The sequence below is a fragment of the Robertmurraya phoenicis genome, from assembly GCF_047302285.1.
Classification (GTDB): Bacteria; Bacillota; Bacilli; order Bacillales; family Cytobacillaceae; genus Robertmurraya.
The window spans coordinates 4,753,207-4,769,864 of sequence record NZ_CP154845.1 but is presented as its reverse complement, the minus strand read 5'-3'; the positions used below and the strand labels follow the sequence as shown (position 1 = coordinate 4,769,864).

Sequence of the window (16,658 nt, the reverse complement as noted above, 5' to 3'; positions counted from 1 at the left end):
TGACCTAAATGATTACGAAGGCTGATAAAAATGCAACCCGTAAGAAAAGACACGCACGTGTGCGTTCTAAACTTTCTGGTACTGCAGCTCGTCCTCGTTTAAATGTGTTCCGTTCTAGCAAACACATTTATGCGCAACTCATTGACGATGTAAATGGAGTTACTTTAGTAAGTGCTTCTACTTTAGATAAAGAAGTTAGTCTTGAATCTACTGGAAACGTTGATGCAGCAGTTAAGGTCGGCGAATTAGTTGCAAAGCGCGCAGTAGAAAAAGGCATCAAAGCTGTTGTTTTTGACCGTGGTGGGTATTTATATCATGGACGTGTAAAAGCACTAGCTGATGCAGCTCGTGAAAATGGATTGGAATTTTAAGAGACAAAGGAGGGACATAATAGATGCGTCGTATTGATCCAAACAAACTTGAACTTGAAGAACGCGTAGTTACAGTTAATCGTGTAGCGAAGGTTGTAAAAGGTGGACGTCGTTTTCGTTTCTCTGCTCTTGTAGTAGTTGGAGACAAGAACGGTCACGTTGGTTTCGGTACTGGTAAAGCTCAAGAAGTACCAGATGCTATCCGTAAAGCAATCGAAGATGCGAAGAAAAACTTAATCGAAGTACCGATGGTAGGAACAACTCTTCCTCACCAAGTTATCGGACACTTTGGTGCTGGTGAAATTCTTCTTAAGCCAGCTTCTGAAGGTACAGGAGTTATCGCTGGAGGACCAGTTCGTGCGGTTCTAGAATTAGCTGGTGTTGGCGATATCCTTTCTAAATCTTTAGGAACAAACACACCAATTAATATGGTTCGTGCTACTATAGACGGATTAACACAATTAAAACGTGCTGAAGACGTAGCTAAATTACGTGGTAAGTCAGTAGAAGAACTGTTAGGATAAGGAGGGAAATCAAATGGCTAACAAATTAGAAATTACCCTCACTCGCAGTGTTATTGGTCGCCCACAGGATCAAAAGGAAACTGTTAAAGCATTGGGCCTACGCAAAATGCACCAAACAGTTGAGAAAAATGATAATCCTGCAATCCGTGGTATGATTAACAAAGTTGCTCACTTAGTAACAGTGAAAGAAATATAATTCAATTCTTCTTAAACAAGGAGGTGCCAATATGAAACTTCATGAATTAAAACCTGCAGAAGGATCTCGTCACGAACGCAAACGTAAAGGACGCGGTATCGGGTCTGGTAATGGTAAGACTGCTGGTAAAGGTCATAAAGGTCAAAATGCTCGTTCAGGCGGTGGCGTACGTCCAGGATTTGAGGGTGGTCAAACACCTTTATTCCGTCGTTTACCAAAACGTGGATTTACGAACATCAACCGTAAAGAGTATGCGATCATTAACCTTGATGCTTTAAATCGTTTCGAAGACGGTACAATCGTGTCTCCAGAACTTCTTATCGAAACAGGGATTGTAAGCAAAGAGAAAGCAGGAATCAAAGTTCTTGCTAACGGCAAGTTAGAGAAAAAGCTTACAATTAAAGCTCATAAATTCTCCTCTGCTGCGAAGGAAGCGATTGAAGCTGCCGGCGGTAATGTAGAGGTGATTTAATGTTTCAGACAATCTCCAATTTTATGCGCGTGGGTGATATAAGACGAAAAATCATATTCACCCTTTTAATGTTGATTGTATTCCGTATCGGTACGTTTATTCCTGTTCCAGGAGTAGATGCAGAAGTGTTAAAGGCTCAAGATGAACTAAGTGTATTTGGGGTACTGAATACATTTGGCGGTGGTGCATTACTAAACTTCTCTATTTTAGCAATGGGTATTATGCCTTACATTACAGCATCCATCATCATTCAGTTGTTACAAATGGATGTTGTACCGAAGTTTTCGGAATGGTCAAAGCAAGGGGAGGTTGGGCGTCGTAAATTAGCTCAATTTACACGCTATTTCACCATCGTTTTAGGTTTTATACAGGCTTTAGGGATGTCGTATGGTTTCAATAACTTAGCCGGCGGAATGTTAATTAACAACCCTGGTATCGGAAGCTACTTACTCATTGCTACAGTGTTAACTGGAGGAACTGCGTTTTTAATGTGGCTTGGCGAACAAATTACGTCCAAAGGTGTCGGTAACGGAATCTCGATTATCATCTTCGCAGGTATCGTTGCTGGAATCCCATCAACACTAAACCAAATATATGCTCAACAATTTGAAAACGCAGGAGATGCGCTATTCATCCGTATTGTGACAATGCTTCTTCTCTTAGTGGCAGTTGTCGCCATTGTTGTTGGAGTTATTTTCGTTAACCAAGCGTTACGTAAAATTCCAATTCAATATGCAAAACGTATGGTAGCAGGGCGTATGCCTACTGGTCAGTCCACACATTTACCGTTAAAAGTGAATGCTGCTGGAGTTATCCCAGTAATCTTTGCCATTTCGTTTATCGTAACACCTACCACCATCGCTCAATTTTTTGAACAAAACAATGTTACATTGTGGATTCAAAGAATATTTGATTATACTGAGCCGATTGGAATGGTAATCTATAGCGCACTAATTATTGCGTTTACTTATTTCTATGCCTTTATTCAAGTTAATCCTGAACAGGTTGCAGAGAACTTGAAAAAACAAGGCGGTTATATTCCAGGTATACGTCCAGGGAAGAGTACACAGGAATATTTAACTCGTGTCTTATATCGTTTAACATTTGTTGGTGCGATTTTCTTAGCAGCAATTGCTATTTTACCGGTATTTTTCGTGAATTTTGCTGGTTTGCCACAATCTGCACAAATCGGTGGAACAAGTTTGCTAATCGTTATCGGGGTTGCACTTGAAACGATGAAACAGCTTGAAGCTCAGCTTGTTAAACGTCACTATAAAGGTTTTATTAAATAATTCGGTTGTGGGGACAACTGGTTCCCATACCGTTTTAGCCTAAGGAGGAATTCACGTGAATTTAGTATTAATGGGTCTTCCGGGTGCCGGTAAAGGTACACAAGCCGAGAAAATCGTCGAAAAATACGGCATTCCTCATATTTCAACAGGCGACATGTTTCGTGCAGCAATGAAAGAAGGTACGGAATTAGGCTTAAAAGCAAAATCTTTCATGGATCAAGGAGCACTTGTTCCAGATGAAGTGACAATCGGAATTGTAAGAGAACGATTAAGCAAAGAAGATTGTCAAAATGGATTCTTGCTGGATGGTTTTCCAAGAACAGTCCCTCAAGCGGAAGCTCTTGAATCCATTCTTGCCGAGTTAGGAAAAAAGATTGATTTTGTTCTTAATATTGATGTCGATCAAGCCATTTTAATGGAGCGATTAACAGGACGTCGCATTTGTAAAAATTGCGGTGCCACTTATCACTTAGTGTTCAATCCTCCTGCCGTAGTGGGTGTATGTAATCGTTGTGGTGGAGAGCTATACCAACGTGCGGATGATAATGCTGAGACGGTAAATAATCGTCTTCAGGTGAACATCGAACAGGCTAAACCATTACTTGATTTCTACGAAACAAAAGGGTACTTGAGAAATATTGATGGTCAGCAGGATATTAACAAAGTGTTTGTTGATATAGATAATCTTCTCGGGGGCTTAAATGCATGATTATATGTAAAACCCCTAGGGAAATTGAAATCATGCGTGAAGCTGGTCGGATTGTAGCGCTGACACATCAGGAATTGAAAAAACATATAGCTCCTGGGATTACCACAAAAGAGTTGGACGAAATTGCAGAAGCATTTATTCGTTCTCATAACGCTAAACCTTCATTTAAAGGGTATAATGGTTTCTCTGGCAGCATTTGTGCATCTGTGAATGAAGAACTTGTTCATGGAATTCCTGGTAAGCGTGTCTTACAAGAAGGCGACATTATTAGCATTGATATAGGTGCGAAATATGAAGGCTATCATGGTGATTCGGCGTGGACTTACCCTGTCGGAAAAATTGACGAAGTATCTGAACGTCTTTTAGATGTGACAGAACAATCTTTGTACATTGGTCTTAAGGAAGCTGGTCCAGGTGCACGTCTATCGAACATCTCCAATAGCGTTCAAACGTATGTAGAATCCAATGGTTTTTCTATCGTGCGTGAGTATGTTGGACATGGAATAGGGCAAGACTTACATGAGGACCCACAAATCCCTCATTATGGTCCACCTAATAAAGGTCCATTGTTAAAACCGGGAATGGTGCTTTGTGTAGAACCGATGGTAAATGTGGGAAGTCGTTATGTTAAAACTTTGGCTGATAATTGGACGGTAGTAACAACCGATGGCAAAATGTGTGCCCATTTTGAGCATACCATTGCAATTACGGAAACCGGTTATGACATTTTAACGATTGTCTAATTAGGTGATCCGATGGTCGACTATCCTAGTACGTTACAATTAGGTCAAATAGTCTTAATTTCACACGGGCGAGATGCAGGACAATATGCTATAATAGTAAGGTTGTTAGATGAACGCTTTGTTTTAGTGGCGGACGGCGATAAAAAGAAGTTTGACCGACCGAAGAAGAAGAATCTATTACACCTCGAGCTTATTGATTATGTATCACCAGAAGTTCAAAGAAGTTTATTAGAAACCGGTCGCGTTACGAACGGAAAACTACGATATGCATTGAAAAAGTTTGAATCCAGTTTAAGGTAGGATATTTTCACAGGGTGAAAAATCCTAGAAGGGAGACTAAGTTCGATGGCGAAAGATGATGTTATTGAAATTGAAGGTACAGTACTTGAAACTTTGCCGAATGCAATGTTTAAGGTAGAATTAGAAAATGGTCATACAGTGTTAGCTCATGTTTCTGGTAAGATTCGCATGCACTTTATTCGTATTTTACCAGGGGACAAAGTAACTGTTGAGCTATCCCCATATGATTTAACACGCGGCAGAATTACGTACCGCTTTAAATAAGTGAAGCTCTTTTCTCAATAAATCTATTGCACTCCGTACTATCAAGGAGGTTAGGATAATGAAAGTTAGACCATCTGTTAAGCCGATCTGCGAGAAATGTAAAGTTATCCGCAGACGCGGTAAAGTTATGGTTATATGTGAAAACCCTAAGCATAAACAAAAACAAGGTTAATATTAAGGAGGTGCGCATACAATGGCACGTATTGCTGGTGTAGACGTCCCACGTGAAAAGCGTGTAGTGATTTCTCTAACATACATTTTTGGTATTGGTAAAAGTACAGCACAAAAGGTTTTAGCTGAAGCAGGTGTTTCTGAAAACACTCGTGTTCGTGATTTAACTGAAGATGAATTAAATAAAATCCGTGACATCATTGACAAGCTAAAGGTTGAAGGTGACCTTCGTCGTGAAGTATCTTTAAACATTAAGCGTCTAATGGAAATCGGAAGCTACCGTGGTCTTCGTCATCGTCGTGGTTTACCTGTTCGTGGTCAAAATACGAAGAACAATGCTCGTACACGTAAAGGCCCACGTAAAACTGTAGCTAACAAGAAGAAATAATCGGTAAAGGAGGTACTTGAAATGGCTCGTAAAACAAATACACGTAAACGTCGTGTTAAAAAGAATATTGAACAAGGTGTTGCACACATTCGTTCTACTTTTAATAACACTATCGTAACAATTACTGACGTTCATGGAAATGCAATTGCATGGTCAAGTGCTGGTGCATTAGGATTTAGAGGTTCTCGTAAATCTACTCCTTTCGCAGCACAAATGGCAGCTGAAACAGCAGCTAAATCTTCTATGGAACATGGAATGAAAACTCTTGAGGTAACGGTTAAAGGTCCTGGTGCAGGTCGTGAAGCAGCTATTCGTGCTCTTCAAGCTGCAGGTCTTGAAGTTACAGCAATCAGAGACGTAACTCCAGTTCCACATAACGGTTGCCGTCCACCTAAGCGTCGTCGTGTGTAATTTTTCTGTATAGAATTTAAATCCCTGTCTATAATGGGATATGATACTAAATTTTTTGTAAATAAAAATACAGAATCATTCATCCAGTTGTTGTGCACAATCGGGAACGTATACAGGGGGAATTTCAGTTAGGATTCTTAACTGAGATTTCGACGTTTTGAAGGAGGGTAATTTGATGATCGAAATAGAAAAACCAAAAATCGAAACGGTTGAGATCAGCGATGATGCAAAGTACGGGAAGTTCGTCGTAGAACCGCTTGAGCGTGGATATGGTACTACTTTGGGTAACTCCTTACGTCGTATCCTATTATCGTCACTCCCAGGTGCCGCTGTCACATCGATTCAAGCTGATGGGGTACTTCACGAGTTTCAAACAATTGAAGGCGTCGTTGAAGATGTTACATCTGTCATTTTAAACATTAAGAAACTTGCACTTAAAATCTACTCTGATGAAGAGAAGACGCTTGAGATTGATGTACAAGGTGAAGGTGTTGTTACAGCAGCCGACATTACTCATGATAGTGATGTTGAGATTTTGAACCCCGATCTTCACATTGCGACCCTAGGTACTAATGGTAATTTGCGTATGCGATTAACGGCCAAAAGGGGTCGAGGTTATACACCTGCTGATCAAAACAAGAGAGAAGATCAACCGATCGGTGTTATTCCAATCGATTCTATCTTTACTCCGGTTTCACGTGTGGCATTCCAAGTGGAAAATACGCGTGTCGGCCAATTAACCAACTATGACAAGTTAACTCTTGATGTTTGGACAGATGGAAGTACTGGTCCTCAAGATGCGGTTGCATTAGGAGCTAAGATCTTTACGGAACATTTGAATATCTTCGTTGGATTAACGGATGAAGCACAAAATGCTGAAATCATGGTTGAAAAAGAAGAAGATCAAAAAGAAAAAGTTTTAGAGATGACGATTGAAGAACTTGATTTATCAGTTCGTTCATATAACTGCTTAAAGCGTGCTGGCATTAACACTGTTCAGGAATTAGCAAATAAGACTGAAGAAGATATGATGAAGGTACGTAATTTAGGACGTAAATCTCTTGAAGAGGTAAAACATAAATTAGAGGAGCTTGGATTAGGCTTACGCAAAGATGACTGATAAGTGCCTTTCGTGTAAGACAAACCCATTGCTTTAGGACTTCAACAAAGGAGGGAAACTTTCATGGGATACAGAAAGTTAGGACGCACAAGCGCTCAGCGTAAAGCAATGTTACGTGACTTAGCTACAGATCTTATCATCAATGAGCGTATTGAAACAACTGAAGCTCGTGCGAAAGAACTTCGTTCAGTTGTGGAAAAAATGATTACACTTGGAAAACGTGGAGATCTTCATGCTCGCCGTCAAGCTGCTGCTTTCGTTCGTAACGAAGTTGCAAATGCTGAAGAAAACCAAGATGCAGTACAAAAATTATTCTCTGATATCGCTACTCGTTACCAAGAACGCCAAGGTGGATACACTCGTATCATGAAGCTTGGACCACGTCGTGGAGACGGAGCTCCAATGGTAATTATCGAATTAGTGTAATATCACTTTCAAGACAGACCAAGGGGGCATAGGACAGTTTGAACAAACTTGTTTCTTGCCCTTTTTCTGTAAAGCAAGATTGAACTAAGCCATTATTCGAGTGTTACGATGGGCATGTACCTTTTGGGTCTTTATTTTATGCTAATTCTTTTGTTTTATGAGGGAGGATTATGCCATACATGTCACGTCTAGCTCACGCACCTCTTTGAAAAGGGTTTTTAAAGAGGTGCAGGCTTTATTTATGAAATAAGAGCCAATGGAAGACATTTGCTTTGAAAGAATATTGAACTTATTTTCTATTTTTAAGTCATGTCTTCATACCACAAAGGCTCGCCAAATGGCGGGTTTCTTTTTTTGCCTCCTTTTTATGTCCTCAGTAGTACCAATCCTTCTTTAAAAAGGTTTTTTTTGCAGACATAGTTGCTTTTGAATTATATATTGCCAAAATAAAGCACTGATATATATTGCTTAAATAAGCAAGGAAGAGCGAAAAGTGCCGTTGAAACTTAATGTGTGCTTATGAAACTTGTTGGAGGTGTAAGTGTCGGCTTCTGGACATTTACGAAAAAAACAACAATCATTACGAAAACTGTGTTAAAAATGGTATAGTAGATTTCGTTAAGAGTTTAGGAAAGAATAGAGCAGTGAAGCAGAGCTGAGAGGAGGAATATCATGAAAAAACCATTAGTTTCAATCGAACATGTACACTTTAAATACGATGGACAAGAGGAATATGCCCTTAAGGACGTATCCTTTCAAATATATGATGGTGAATGGCTAGCGATTGTTGGACATAACGGTTCAGGAAAATCGACTCTAGCTAAGCTATTAAATGGTCTTCAATATCCGGAAAAAGGAAGGATCCAAATTGGAGATTTGGAATTGACGGAAGAAACGGTTTGGGATACGAGAAAATCGGTTGGGATGGTTTTTCAAAATCCTGATAATCAATTTGTAGGTACCACCGTTCAAGATGATGTCGCCTTTGGGTTAGAGAATAACGGAATTCCACGAGAGGTAATGGTGGAACGAGTACAAAGTTCTTTAAAACAGGTACAGATGGAATCTTTCCTTCAGCAAGAGCCTCATCAGTTGTCAGGTGGCCAAAAGCAACGGGTTGCTATTGCTAGTGTGATTGCCTTGCGTCCAAAAATTATTGTATTGGATGAAGCAACTTCCATGCTAGATCCACGGGGAAGGGAAGAAGTTTTAAATGTTATTAGAGAACTGAAGGAAGATCATGATATGACGGTAATCTCCATTACCCATGATTTAGAAGAAGCAGCAAAGGCGGATCGGATGATTGTTTTAAATCGCGGTCAATTATACCGTGAAGGCACGCCTGAAGAGATTTTTCAAATGGATGAGGAATTGGTTAAGCTGGGTTTAGATATTCCTTTTCCAGTGAAAATGAGCAAAATGTTAAGGGAAAAAGGTATTCCAGTTAGCAAAAGTTATTTATCAGAGGAAGCGTTGGTGGCACAGTTATGGACATCTCACTCCAGCAAGTAGAATATCGTTATCAAGCAAACTCTCCCTTTGAACGTCTGGCGATAGAGAATGTCTCCATTGACATTCCTTCAGGGACTTATCTCGCGATTATTGGCCATACTGGTTCAGGGAAATCGACCATTCTCCAGCATTTAAATGCGATTTTAAAGCCTACAAAAGGAAAGGTTATTCTTGGTGAGCGAGAAGTCACGAATGCAAAAAAGCAAAAGAATTTGAAGGAAATTCGTAAGAGAGTCGGGATCGTCTTTCAATTTCCAGAGCACCAATTATTTGAAGAAACGGTGGAAAAGGATATATGCTTTGGTCCAATGAATTTTGGCGTCTCAGAAGAAGTAGCAAAGGCCCGAGCAAAAGAAGCCATTAAACAGGTAGGGCTTTCCGAAGATATTCTGCAGAAGTCCCCATTTGACCTCTCTGGTGGGCAAATGAGACGTGTGGCAATCGCTGGAGTATTAGCAATGGAACCAGAAGTAATCGTCTTAGATGAGCCAACAGCAGGCTTGGATCCACGAGGACGAAAGGAAATTATGGAGATGTTTCACCAGCTTCATAAAGAGCGAAATCTTTCAACCGTTCTTGTGACCCATAGTATGGAGGATGCGTCCCTTTACGCGGATCAAATTGTGATCATGCATCATGGTCAAGTATATAAAAAGGGCACGCCACAAGAGATTTTTCATTCTCCGGAAGGCTTACTTGAGCTGGGGTTAGACGTGCCTGAGGTTGTTCGTTTCCAGCAAAAAGTGGAGAAAGCTTTTCAGACAAAGCTAGGCAAAACATGCTTAACAATAGAAGAGCTGACAGGAGAAATTGAAAAGCTTTTTAAAGGGGGAGAACGACAATGATGGATAAAATGATTTTTGGCCGTTATATCCCGGCTGATTCCCCTTTACACCGAATGGACCCAAGGTCAAAATTAATACTCATCTTTGCTTTTGTGTGTGTGGTATTTATCGCGAATAATGTGATTACTTATGGGATGTTGGTGGTCTATACGTTCTTTATGGTCTTATCTTCTAAAGTGCCCATTCGGTTTTTGATAAGTGGATTAAGACTGGTGTTATGGCTTGTCCTATTTACCCTTATTCTTCATCTCTTTTTTACAAAGGAAGGGGAGATCATTTTTCAATGGGGATGGGTCACGATTTATGAAGAGGGCTTAAAAAAAGGGATATTCATTTCGATGAGATTCTTTTTGCTCATCTTAATGACTTCATTGTTAACTTTAACGACTACACCGATTGAAATTACAGACGGAATTGAGATATTACTAGACCCGTTGAAAAAAATTAAGTTTCCTGTTCATGAGCTAGCGCTTATGATGTCCATTTCCTTGCGATTTATTCCTACATTGATGCAGGAGACAGACAAAATCATGAAGGCACAGACAGCACGTGGCGTAGAATTTTCAGGAGGACCAGTGAAGGAACGGGTAAAAGCAATTATCCCACTATTAATACCGTTATTTATTGGTTCCTTTAAAAGAGCGGAAGAATTGGCGATTGCGATGGAAGCAAGAGGCTATCGAGGTGGCGAAGGACGAACAAAGTATCGTCAGCTCAGCTGGGGATTCGTTGACACGTTCATGCTAGTATTGTTGGCGGTTCTAGCGGGAGCGTTATTCTTTTTCAGGTCTTAAAGATAGGAGGAAAGTATGCAGAGGTTAAAATGTAAGATTACCTATGATGGTTCATCATTTTCCGGTTATCAAACCCAACCGAATAAACGTACCGTTCAAGGAGAGCTAGAGCAGGCATTACAGAAGCTTCATAAAGGGCAAGAAGTGAAGGTGTATGCTTCAGGTCGTACAGATGCTGGCGTGCATGCTAGAGGGCAAATCATTCATTTTGACACTCCGCTTACGATTCCTGAGGAAAAATGGAGTGTCGCTCTGCAGACGCTTCTCCCAGAGGATATTGCGATTCTCGCTGTGATGAAGGTGGATTCTACTTTCCACGCTCGTTTTGATGTAACGGCAAAAGAATATCGTTATGTTGTCCATACTGAACAAGCTCGCGATCCTTTTCGTCGTCATTTTGCTTATCATTATCCCTATCCTGTTGATGTAACGGCCATTAGGTCAGCAAGTCAGCATTTGATCGGAGTCCATGATTTTACGAGCTTTTGCTCGGCTAAAACAGAGGTCGAAGATCGGGTAAGAGAAATTTTTGAAATCGAAGTGATAGTAGATGAGGGAACTCTCGTTTTTCGCTTTGTTGGGAATGGTTTCCTCTATAATATGGTTAGAATATTGGTAGGGACCTTGCTACAGGTCGGTTCAGGAAAAATCGAAGCCACTGAAATTCCTGATATTTTGGCAAAGAAAGACCGAATTTTTGCAGGTAAGACCGCACCACCACACGGCTTGTATTTGTGGAAAGTGATGTATGAATAATATTAAAACAACTTGCCCTGGTGTCAAATAATTTCTTGACATATAGGGTGCATTGTTTTATCATAATATGGTATGTATTTTAATCCCACGATAAGCCCCGGAACTTATTGTGATAAAGAATATACGAAGATGAAAATGAATATTTGAAATGAACAATTTTAGGAGGGTAACTCATGCGTACAACGTTTATGGCTAACGCTAACAATATCGAACGTAAATGGTACGTAGTTGATGCTGCAGGAATGACTTTAGGTCGTCTTACTTCTGAAGTAGCGTCTATTCTACGTGGTAAACATAAACCAACTTTCACACCACATGTTGACACTGGTGATCATGTAATTATTATTAACGCTTCTCAAATCCACTTAACTGGTAAGAAGCTAACTGACAAAATCTACTATCGTCATTCCATGCACCCAGGTGGATTAAAGACGAGAACAGCGCTTGAAATGCGTACAAACTACCCTGAAAGAATGCTTGAGCTTGCTATCAAAGGTATGCTTCCAAAGAATTCTTTAGGACGTCAAATGTTCAAGAAATTACACGTTTATGCTGGAGCAGAGCATCCACATGAAGCACAAAAACCTGAAGTTTACGAACTTCGTGGGTAATTAAGGGAGGATTTATAAATGGCACAGGTTCAATATATTGGTACTGGTCGTCGTAAGAGCTCCGTTGCACGAGTTCGTTTAGTTCCAGGCAACGGCAAAATTACAGTAAACGATCGTGACATTACAGATTACATTCCATTCGAAGCACTACGTGAAGTAGTTAAGCAACCATTAAACGCTACTGAAACTCTTGGTAGCTATGATGTTTTTGTTAACGTTAAAGGTGGCGGCTACACTGGTCAAGCTGGCGCAATCCGTCATGGTATCGCTCGTGCGTTACTTCAAGCTGACCCAGAATTCCGTCCAACTCTTAAGCGTGCTGGACTATTAACTCGTGACGCTCGTATGAAAGAACGTAAAAAATACGGTCTTAAAGGCGCTCGTCGTGCACCTCAGTTCTCAAAGCGTTAATTTTTCGCTTATCAAAGGCTCTTTCCACATTTGTGGGGAGGGTTTTTTTGTCTTCGGGGAAAAAATTTGACTTCATCTCCAAACAGGAATATTATCTAATAGTGTTAGATAAGTGAGAGGGGAGAGATTATGACCTACAAAGAGCTAGCAAATGAACTGTTTGATACGATGAAGAAAATCATTCATAAACCCTTTCAGAAAAAAGTAGAGGATATCACGCAAGGGGAAAGAAGAATTTTAGGGTTTCTTACACTTGAAGGAGATGGGCTAACAGCAGGTGAGCTCAGTGAAAAACTTCATTTTAGCACCCCTCGTATTGCTTCTGTTTTAAAAAGTTTAGAGAAAAAAGGATATATTATGCGTGATCGAGATCCAAAAGATAAACGATTTGTTGTCGTTCATATTACGGAAACAGGGAAAAGCTTTGTATTAGAAGAGCATGAGAAGGCGATGAGGATGCTTGAAGAAATTCTTAAAAACCTTGGGGAAAAGGATACAAAAGAATTAATTAGAATCATGTCTCGCATTGTCGAAATTACAAACAAGAGTGAAAAAGGGGATTAAATAAATCATGGTGAAAATCTTAAAATACCTTGAGAAAAAAGATTGGCTTCTCATATTAGGCTGTTTGGTATTCATCGTAACCCAGGTTTGGCTGGATTTAAAGCTACCTGATTATCTGTATGAAATTACGATACTTGTACAAACAGAAGGAAGTCAGATGAGTGACATTCTGCTCCAAGGGGGCTATATGCTTTTATGTGCTGTAGGGAGTATGGCAGCAGCGATTGTTGTTGGTTACTTTGCAGCAAAAGTGGCAGCTGGATTTGCGGTTCGCCTGCGTGGAAAGGTTTTTGAAAAGACGATGTCCTTTTCTATGGAAGAGATTAATGGTTTCTCAACGGCCAGTTTGATTACTCGTTCTACGAATGATATTACACAGATTCAATTATTAATCGCCATGGGGCTTCAGGCAATTGTGAAGGCGCCTATTTTGGCAGTTTGGGCGATTGCAAAAATTATGGGGAAGAGCTGGCAATGGACGGCTGCAACCGGGTTTGCGGTAGTATTCTTGATTTTATTACTATCGATGGTGATTTTTATTGCGATGCCGAAATTTAAGATTATTCAAGGTCTCACCGATAACTTGAATCGCGTAACTCGAGAAAACTTAACGGGAATACGAGTTGTGCGCGCGTATAATGCAGAGGATTATCAAGAAGCGAAATTTGATAAAGCAAACGAGGACCTAACGAAAACGAATCTGTTCGTCACTCGATTGATGGCCCTTATGCAGCCGAGCATGGGATTAATTATGTCGGGAATCAGCTTATCCATTTATTGGATTGGAGCTTATCTCATTTACAACGCCGCAATGGTTGATCGATTACCGTTATTCTCTGACATGGTTGTTTTCTCTTCATATGCGATGCAAGTGATTATGGCATTTATGCTTCTATCCATTGTGTTCTTTATGCTTCCAAGAGCATCCGTATCGGCAAAGCGGATCAATGAAGTATTGGATACAAAGGCAAATATTGTTGATGGGCACCTTACTGAGGGGAAAGAAGGACAAGTAGGAGAAGTGGAGTTCAAAAATGTTAGCTTCAAATATCCTGATGCTGCCGATTATATTTTGCAAAACATTAGCTTTAAGGCAAGTAGTGGGGAAACGGTCGCTTTTATTGGATCTACGGGGAGCGGGAAGAGTACATTAATCAATCTTATTCCACGATTCTATGATGCCACCGAAGGGGAAGTATTGGTTAATGGGGTAAATGTCAAAGACTACACTCAAGAGGCGTTGCATAATAAGCTTGGCTATGTGTCCCAAAAAGCAGTGTTATTTAGCGGAACTGTATCCTCCAATGTTTCATATGGAGACAATGGACAAAATGCTTCAGATGAGGAAATCGTGAAGAAAGCCATTGAAATTGCTCAAGGTAAGGAATTTGTGGAAAAAATGGAAGGTCAATATGAGGGAAGTGTCGCCCAAGGAGGTACAAATATTTCCGGAGGGCAAAAGCAGAGGCTTTCGATTGCACGAGCGATTGCAAGAAGGCCAGAAATCTATCTATTTGATGATTCATTTTCTGCTCTAGATTACAAGACAGACCGGGTGTTACGCTCTGCTCTCAAAAAAGAAATCGAAAATACGACTACCTTAATTGTTGCTCAGCGGATTGGAACGATTATCGACGCTGATCGGATTATAGTACTGGATCAAGGGAAAGTGGCAGGAATAGGTACACATGAAGAATTAATGAAAAGTTGCAGTGTATATCAAGAAATTGCTTATTCTCAACTAACGAAGGAGGAGCTTGAAGTTGGCTAATAAAGATATGGCAAATGACCAAAAGATGGCTCCTGAGGAGACACAAATAAAAGCAAGCAAGGAAGATCATCCAGGACCTCCGCGTGGCCCAATGGGTGTCCCAGGGGCAAAGCCTAAAAATGTAAAAAAAGCGATGAAACAGTTAATTGGCTACTGTAGGAAGTATTTGGCCTTCATCATTATAGCCTTAGTTCTTGGGATGGCAGGAGCAATCTTTAATATTGTAGGACCAGAGATCCTTAGTCAGATGACTGATTTAATTGGTGAAGGATTAATGGCAGAGATCGACCTTGATGCTATTATCCGCTTAGCTGTGATTTTGGCTATCTTGTATGGTTTAGGATTTATCTTTAACTATGTTCAAGGTTTTATCATGGCGACCATTACCCAAAGAGTAACGAAACGATTGAGAACGGATATTTCTACGAAAATCAATCGCATGCCTTTAAAATATTTTGATAAAACGAGCTATGGGGATATTCTTAGTCGTGTCACGAACGATATTGATTTAATTGCACAAACGATGAATCAAAGCTTAGGAATGTTGGTGACATCCTTAACAATGTTCTTAGGTTCTCTCGTAATGATGCTCTATACAAACTGGATCATGGCTCTTTCGGCAGTACTGTCAACGATTGTTGGATTTGGATTTATGTCCTTAATTATCTCTAAATCGCAACGTCATTTTATTCAGCAACAACAGGAACTTGGGAAGCTCAATGGACATATTGAAGAGACATATTCTGGTCATACTATCGTCAAGGTATATAACGGAGAGAAAGCGGCGAAAAATACATTTCACGATATCAATACAAGATTGTATGATAGTGCCTGGAAATCACAGTTTATGTCGGGTCTCATGATGCCGCTGATGATGTTTGTCGGAAATTTCGGCTATGTTGTCGTTTGTATTGTCGGAGCGGTATTGGTTCATAACGGATCGATTTCATTTGGTGTCATCGTCGCTTTCATGATTTATATTCGTCTCTTTACTCAGCCTCTTTCTCAGCTTGCTCAAGTAGCGACGAACCTACAATCAACGGCTGCTGCAAGTGAGCGTGTATTTGAATTCATTGATGAGGAAGAACTTGAAAATGAAAGTGATAAGATGGAAAAGCTTGAAACGGCTAAAGGGAATGTTGAATTTCGTCATGTCCGTTTTGGCTATAGTGAAGATAAAATGGTCATTAACGACTTTTCCGCAACTGCTAAAGCAGGGCAGAAGGTAGCCATTGTTGGTCCTACTGGAGCGGGAAAGACGACACTTGTCAATTTACTGATGCGTTTTTATGAAATCAACGATGGGGAAATTTTGATTGATGGCGTGTCGATTGACAAGCTGACGAGGGAAAATATTCACAATCTATTTTGTATGGTTTTGCAGGATACTTGGTTATTCGAAGGAACCATTCGTGAAAATATTAAATTCTCAAAAGATTACGTAACAGATGAAGAAGTAGAAGAAGCTGGTAAGGCAGTGGGGCTCCATCATTTCATTCAAACGTTGCCGATGGGCTATGACACCGTTTTAGATGATAAAGCGAATCTATCATCAGGTCAAAAGCAGCTCATTACGATTGCCCGTGCGATGGTTGAAAATGCACCATTACTTATTCTAGATGAGGCGACAAGCTCTGTAGATACAAGAACAGAGGTATTGATTCAAAAAGCGATGGATAAGCTGACCGTCGGAAAAACGTCTTTCGTCATTGCTCACAGACTTTCTACTATTAAAAATGCCGATCTAATCCTTGTGATGAAGGATGGAGATATTATCGAGAGTGGCAATCACGAAGAGTTACTCGAAAAAAATGGTTTCTATTCAGAGCTTTACAATAGCCAATTTGAACAAGTTTCATAAGATATTTTAACGGCTCTCATTCCACATGGTTTGAGAGCCGTTTTTGATTGTCCACTTACTTCGCCTCCTTGATGATAAAACGATTTTTGGCTCATTTCGTACGAAACAGAGCTAAAGTGAGTGAAAAACAATACCGTCATATAACA

At 40.2% G+C, this 16,658-nt stretch carries 23 protein-coding genes; all 23 read left to right on the top strand.

The window, feature by feature from the left end; all coding sequences use genetic code 11:
- The first annotated feature begins 8 nt into the window (after window positions 1–8).
- Window positions 9–371 carry a 50S ribosomal protein L18 gene (gene rplR, locus AA0X71_RS23850; protein WP_019157100.1) on the top strand — a complete coding sequence of 121 codons (363 nt, stop codon included), beginning with the start codon at window positions 9–11 and terminating at the stop codon, window positions 369–371.
- 23 nt (window positions 372–394) lie between these two features.
- The gene (gene rpsE / locus AA0X71_RS23845; protein ID WP_165619840.1) at window positions 395–895 is read left to right on the top strand and encodes a 30S ribosomal protein S5; all 501 of its coding nucleotides are present in this window, start codon (window positions 395–397) and stop codon (window positions 893–895) included.
- Between the two features lie 13 nt (window positions 896–908).
- Window positions 909–1,091: a 50S ribosomal protein L30 gene (gene rpmD, locus AA0X71_RS23840; RefSeq protein WP_095313750.1), complete on the top strand. Its 183-nt coding sequence runs from the start codon at window positions 909–911 to the stop codon at window positions 1,089–1,091.
- 31 nt (window positions 1,092–1,122) lie between these two features.
- Entirely contained in the window at window positions 1,123–1,563 is a 441-nt protein-coding gene (rplO, locus tag AA0X71_RS23835) for a 50S ribosomal protein L15 (RefSeq protein WP_019157103.1), read from the top strand.
- Window positions 1,563–2,855: a preprotein translocase subunit SecY gene (gene secY / locus AA0X71_RS23830; RefSeq protein WP_413357818.1), complete on the top strand. Its 1,293-nt coding sequence runs from the start codon at window positions 1,563–1,565 to the stop codon at window positions 2,853–2,855. The genes rplO and secY overlap by 1 nt, the downstream gene beginning before the upstream one ends.
- A gap of 55 nt (window positions 2,856–2,910) precedes the next feature.
- Window positions 2,911–3,564: an adenylate kinase gene (locus AA0X71_RS23825; protein ID WP_413357816.1), complete on the top strand. Its 654-nt coding sequence runs from the start codon at window positions 2,911–2,913 to the stop codon at window positions 3,562–3,564.
- The gene (gene map / locus AA0X71_RS23820) at window positions 3,561–4,307 is read left to right on the top strand and encodes a type I methionyl aminopeptidase (RefSeq protein ID WP_413357814.1); all 747 of its coding nucleotides are present in this window, start codon (window positions 3,561–3,563) and stop codon (window positions 4,305–4,307) included. The genes AA0X71_RS23825 and map overlap by 4 nt, the downstream gene beginning before the upstream one ends.
- A 12-nt stretch (window positions 4,308–4,319) precedes the next feature.
- Window positions 4,320–4,607 (top strand): RNA-binding protein, encoded by a 288-nt coding sequence (locus AA0X71_RS23815; protein ID WP_413357812.1) that lies wholly within the window; start codon window positions 4,320–4,322, stop codon window positions 4,605–4,607.
- Window positions 4,608–4,652: 45 nt separating this feature from the next.
- The gene (gene infA / locus AA0X71_RS23810; protein WP_019157108.1) at window positions 4,653–4,871 is read left to right on the top strand and encodes a translation initiation factor IF-1; all 219 of its coding nucleotides are present in this window, start codon (window positions 4,653–4,655) and stop codon (window positions 4,869–4,871) included.
- A gap of 58 nt (window positions 4,872–4,929) precedes the next feature.
- Entirely contained in the window at window positions 4,930–5,043 is a 114-nt protein-coding gene (rpmJ, locus tag AA0X71_RS23805; protein ID WP_000868344.1) for a 50S ribosomal protein L36, read from the top strand.
- A gap of 21 nt (window positions 5,044–5,064) precedes the next feature.
- The gene (rpsM, locus tag AA0X71_RS23800; protein WP_019157109.1) at window positions 5,065–5,430 is read left to right on the top strand and encodes a 30S ribosomal protein S13; all 366 of its coding nucleotides are present in this window, start codon (window positions 5,065–5,067) and stop codon (window positions 5,428–5,430) included.
- A gap of 21 nt (window positions 5,431–5,451) precedes the next feature.
- The gene (gene rpsK / locus AA0X71_RS23795; protein WP_413357806.1) at window positions 5,452–5,841 is read left to right on the top strand and encodes a 30S ribosomal protein S11; all 390 of its coding nucleotides are present in this window, start codon (window positions 5,452–5,454) and stop codon (window positions 5,839–5,841) included.
- A 175-nt stretch (window positions 5,842–6,016) separates the two neighbouring features.
- Window positions 6,017–6,961: a DNA-directed RNA polymerase subunit alpha gene (locus AA0X71_RS23790; RefSeq protein ID WP_019157111.1), complete on the top strand. Its 945-nt coding sequence runs from the start codon at window positions 6,017–6,019 to the stop codon at window positions 6,959–6,961.
- Between the two features lie 63 nt (window positions 6,962–7,024).
- Window positions 7,025–7,387: a 50S ribosomal protein L17 gene (gene rplQ / locus AA0X71_RS23785; protein ID WP_413357804.1), complete on the top strand. Its 363-nt coding sequence runs from the start codon at window positions 7,025–7,027 to the stop codon at window positions 7,385–7,387.
- A 672-nt stretch (window positions 7,388–8,059) separates the two neighbouring features.
- The gene (locus AA0X71_RS23780; protein ID WP_413357802.1) at window positions 8,060–8,899 is read left to right on the top strand and encodes an energy-coupling factor ABC transporter ATP-binding protein; all 840 of its coding nucleotides are present in this window, start codon (window positions 8,060–8,062) and stop codon (window positions 8,897–8,899) included.
- Window positions 8,875–9,744, top strand: a complete 870-nt coding sequence (locus AA0X71_RS23775; RefSeq protein WP_413357800.1) for an energy-coupling factor ABC transporter ATP-binding protein — start codon at window positions 8,875–8,877, stop codon at window positions 9,742–9,744. Before AA0X71_RS23780 ends, AA0X71_RS23775 begins: the two co-directional genes overlap by 25 nt.
- Window positions 9,741–10,538, top strand: coding sequence for an energy-coupling factor transporter transmembrane component T family protein (locus tag AA0X71_RS23770; RefSeq protein WP_413357798.1), 798 nt, complete (start codon window positions 9,741–9,743; stop codon window positions 10,536–10,538). The genes AA0X71_RS23775 and AA0X71_RS23770 overlap by 4 nt, the downstream gene beginning before the upstream one ends.
- Window positions 10,539–10,553: 15 nt before the next feature.
- Window positions 10,554–11,294 carry a tRNA pseudouridine(38-40) synthase TruA gene (gene truA, locus AA0X71_RS23765; protein ID WP_413357796.1) on the top strand — a complete coding sequence of 247 codons (741 nt, stop codon included), beginning with the start codon at window positions 10,554–10,556 and terminating at the stop codon, window positions 11,292–11,294.
- Window positions 11,295–11,467: 173 nt separating this feature from the next.
- A complete protein-coding gene (rplM, locus tag AA0X71_RS23760) occupies window positions 11,468–11,905 on the top strand; it encodes a 50S ribosomal protein L13 (RefSeq protein WP_413357794.1) in 438 nt (145 codons plus the stop codon).
- 18 nt (window positions 11,906–11,923) lie between these two features.
- Entirely contained in the window at window positions 11,924–12,316 is a 393-nt protein-coding gene (rpsI, locus tag AA0X71_RS23755) for a 30S ribosomal protein S9 (RefSeq protein ID WP_413357792.1), read from the top strand.
- 129 nt (window positions 12,317–12,445) lie between these two features.
- Window positions 12,446–12,880 (top strand): MarR family winged helix-turn-helix transcriptional regulator, encoded by a 435-nt coding sequence (locus tag AA0X71_RS23750; RefSeq protein ID WP_413357790.1) that lies wholly within the window; start codon window positions 12,446–12,448, stop codon window positions 12,878–12,880.
- A 7-nt stretch (window positions 12,881–12,887) separates the two neighbouring features.
- Window positions 12,888–14,651, top strand: coding sequence for an ABC transporter ATP-binding protein (locus AA0X71_RS23745; RefSeq protein WP_413357788.1), 1,764 nt, complete (start codon window positions 12,888–12,890; stop codon window positions 14,649–14,651).
- Window positions 14,652–14,676: 25 nt separating this feature from the next.
- Complete coding sequence (locus tag AA0X71_RS23740; RefSeq protein ID WP_413362736.1) at window positions 14,677–16,512, top strand: ABC transporter ATP-binding protein; 1,836 nt, start codon at window positions 14,677–14,679, stop codon at window positions 16,510–16,512.
- Window positions 16,513–16,658: the final 146 nt, after the last annotated feature.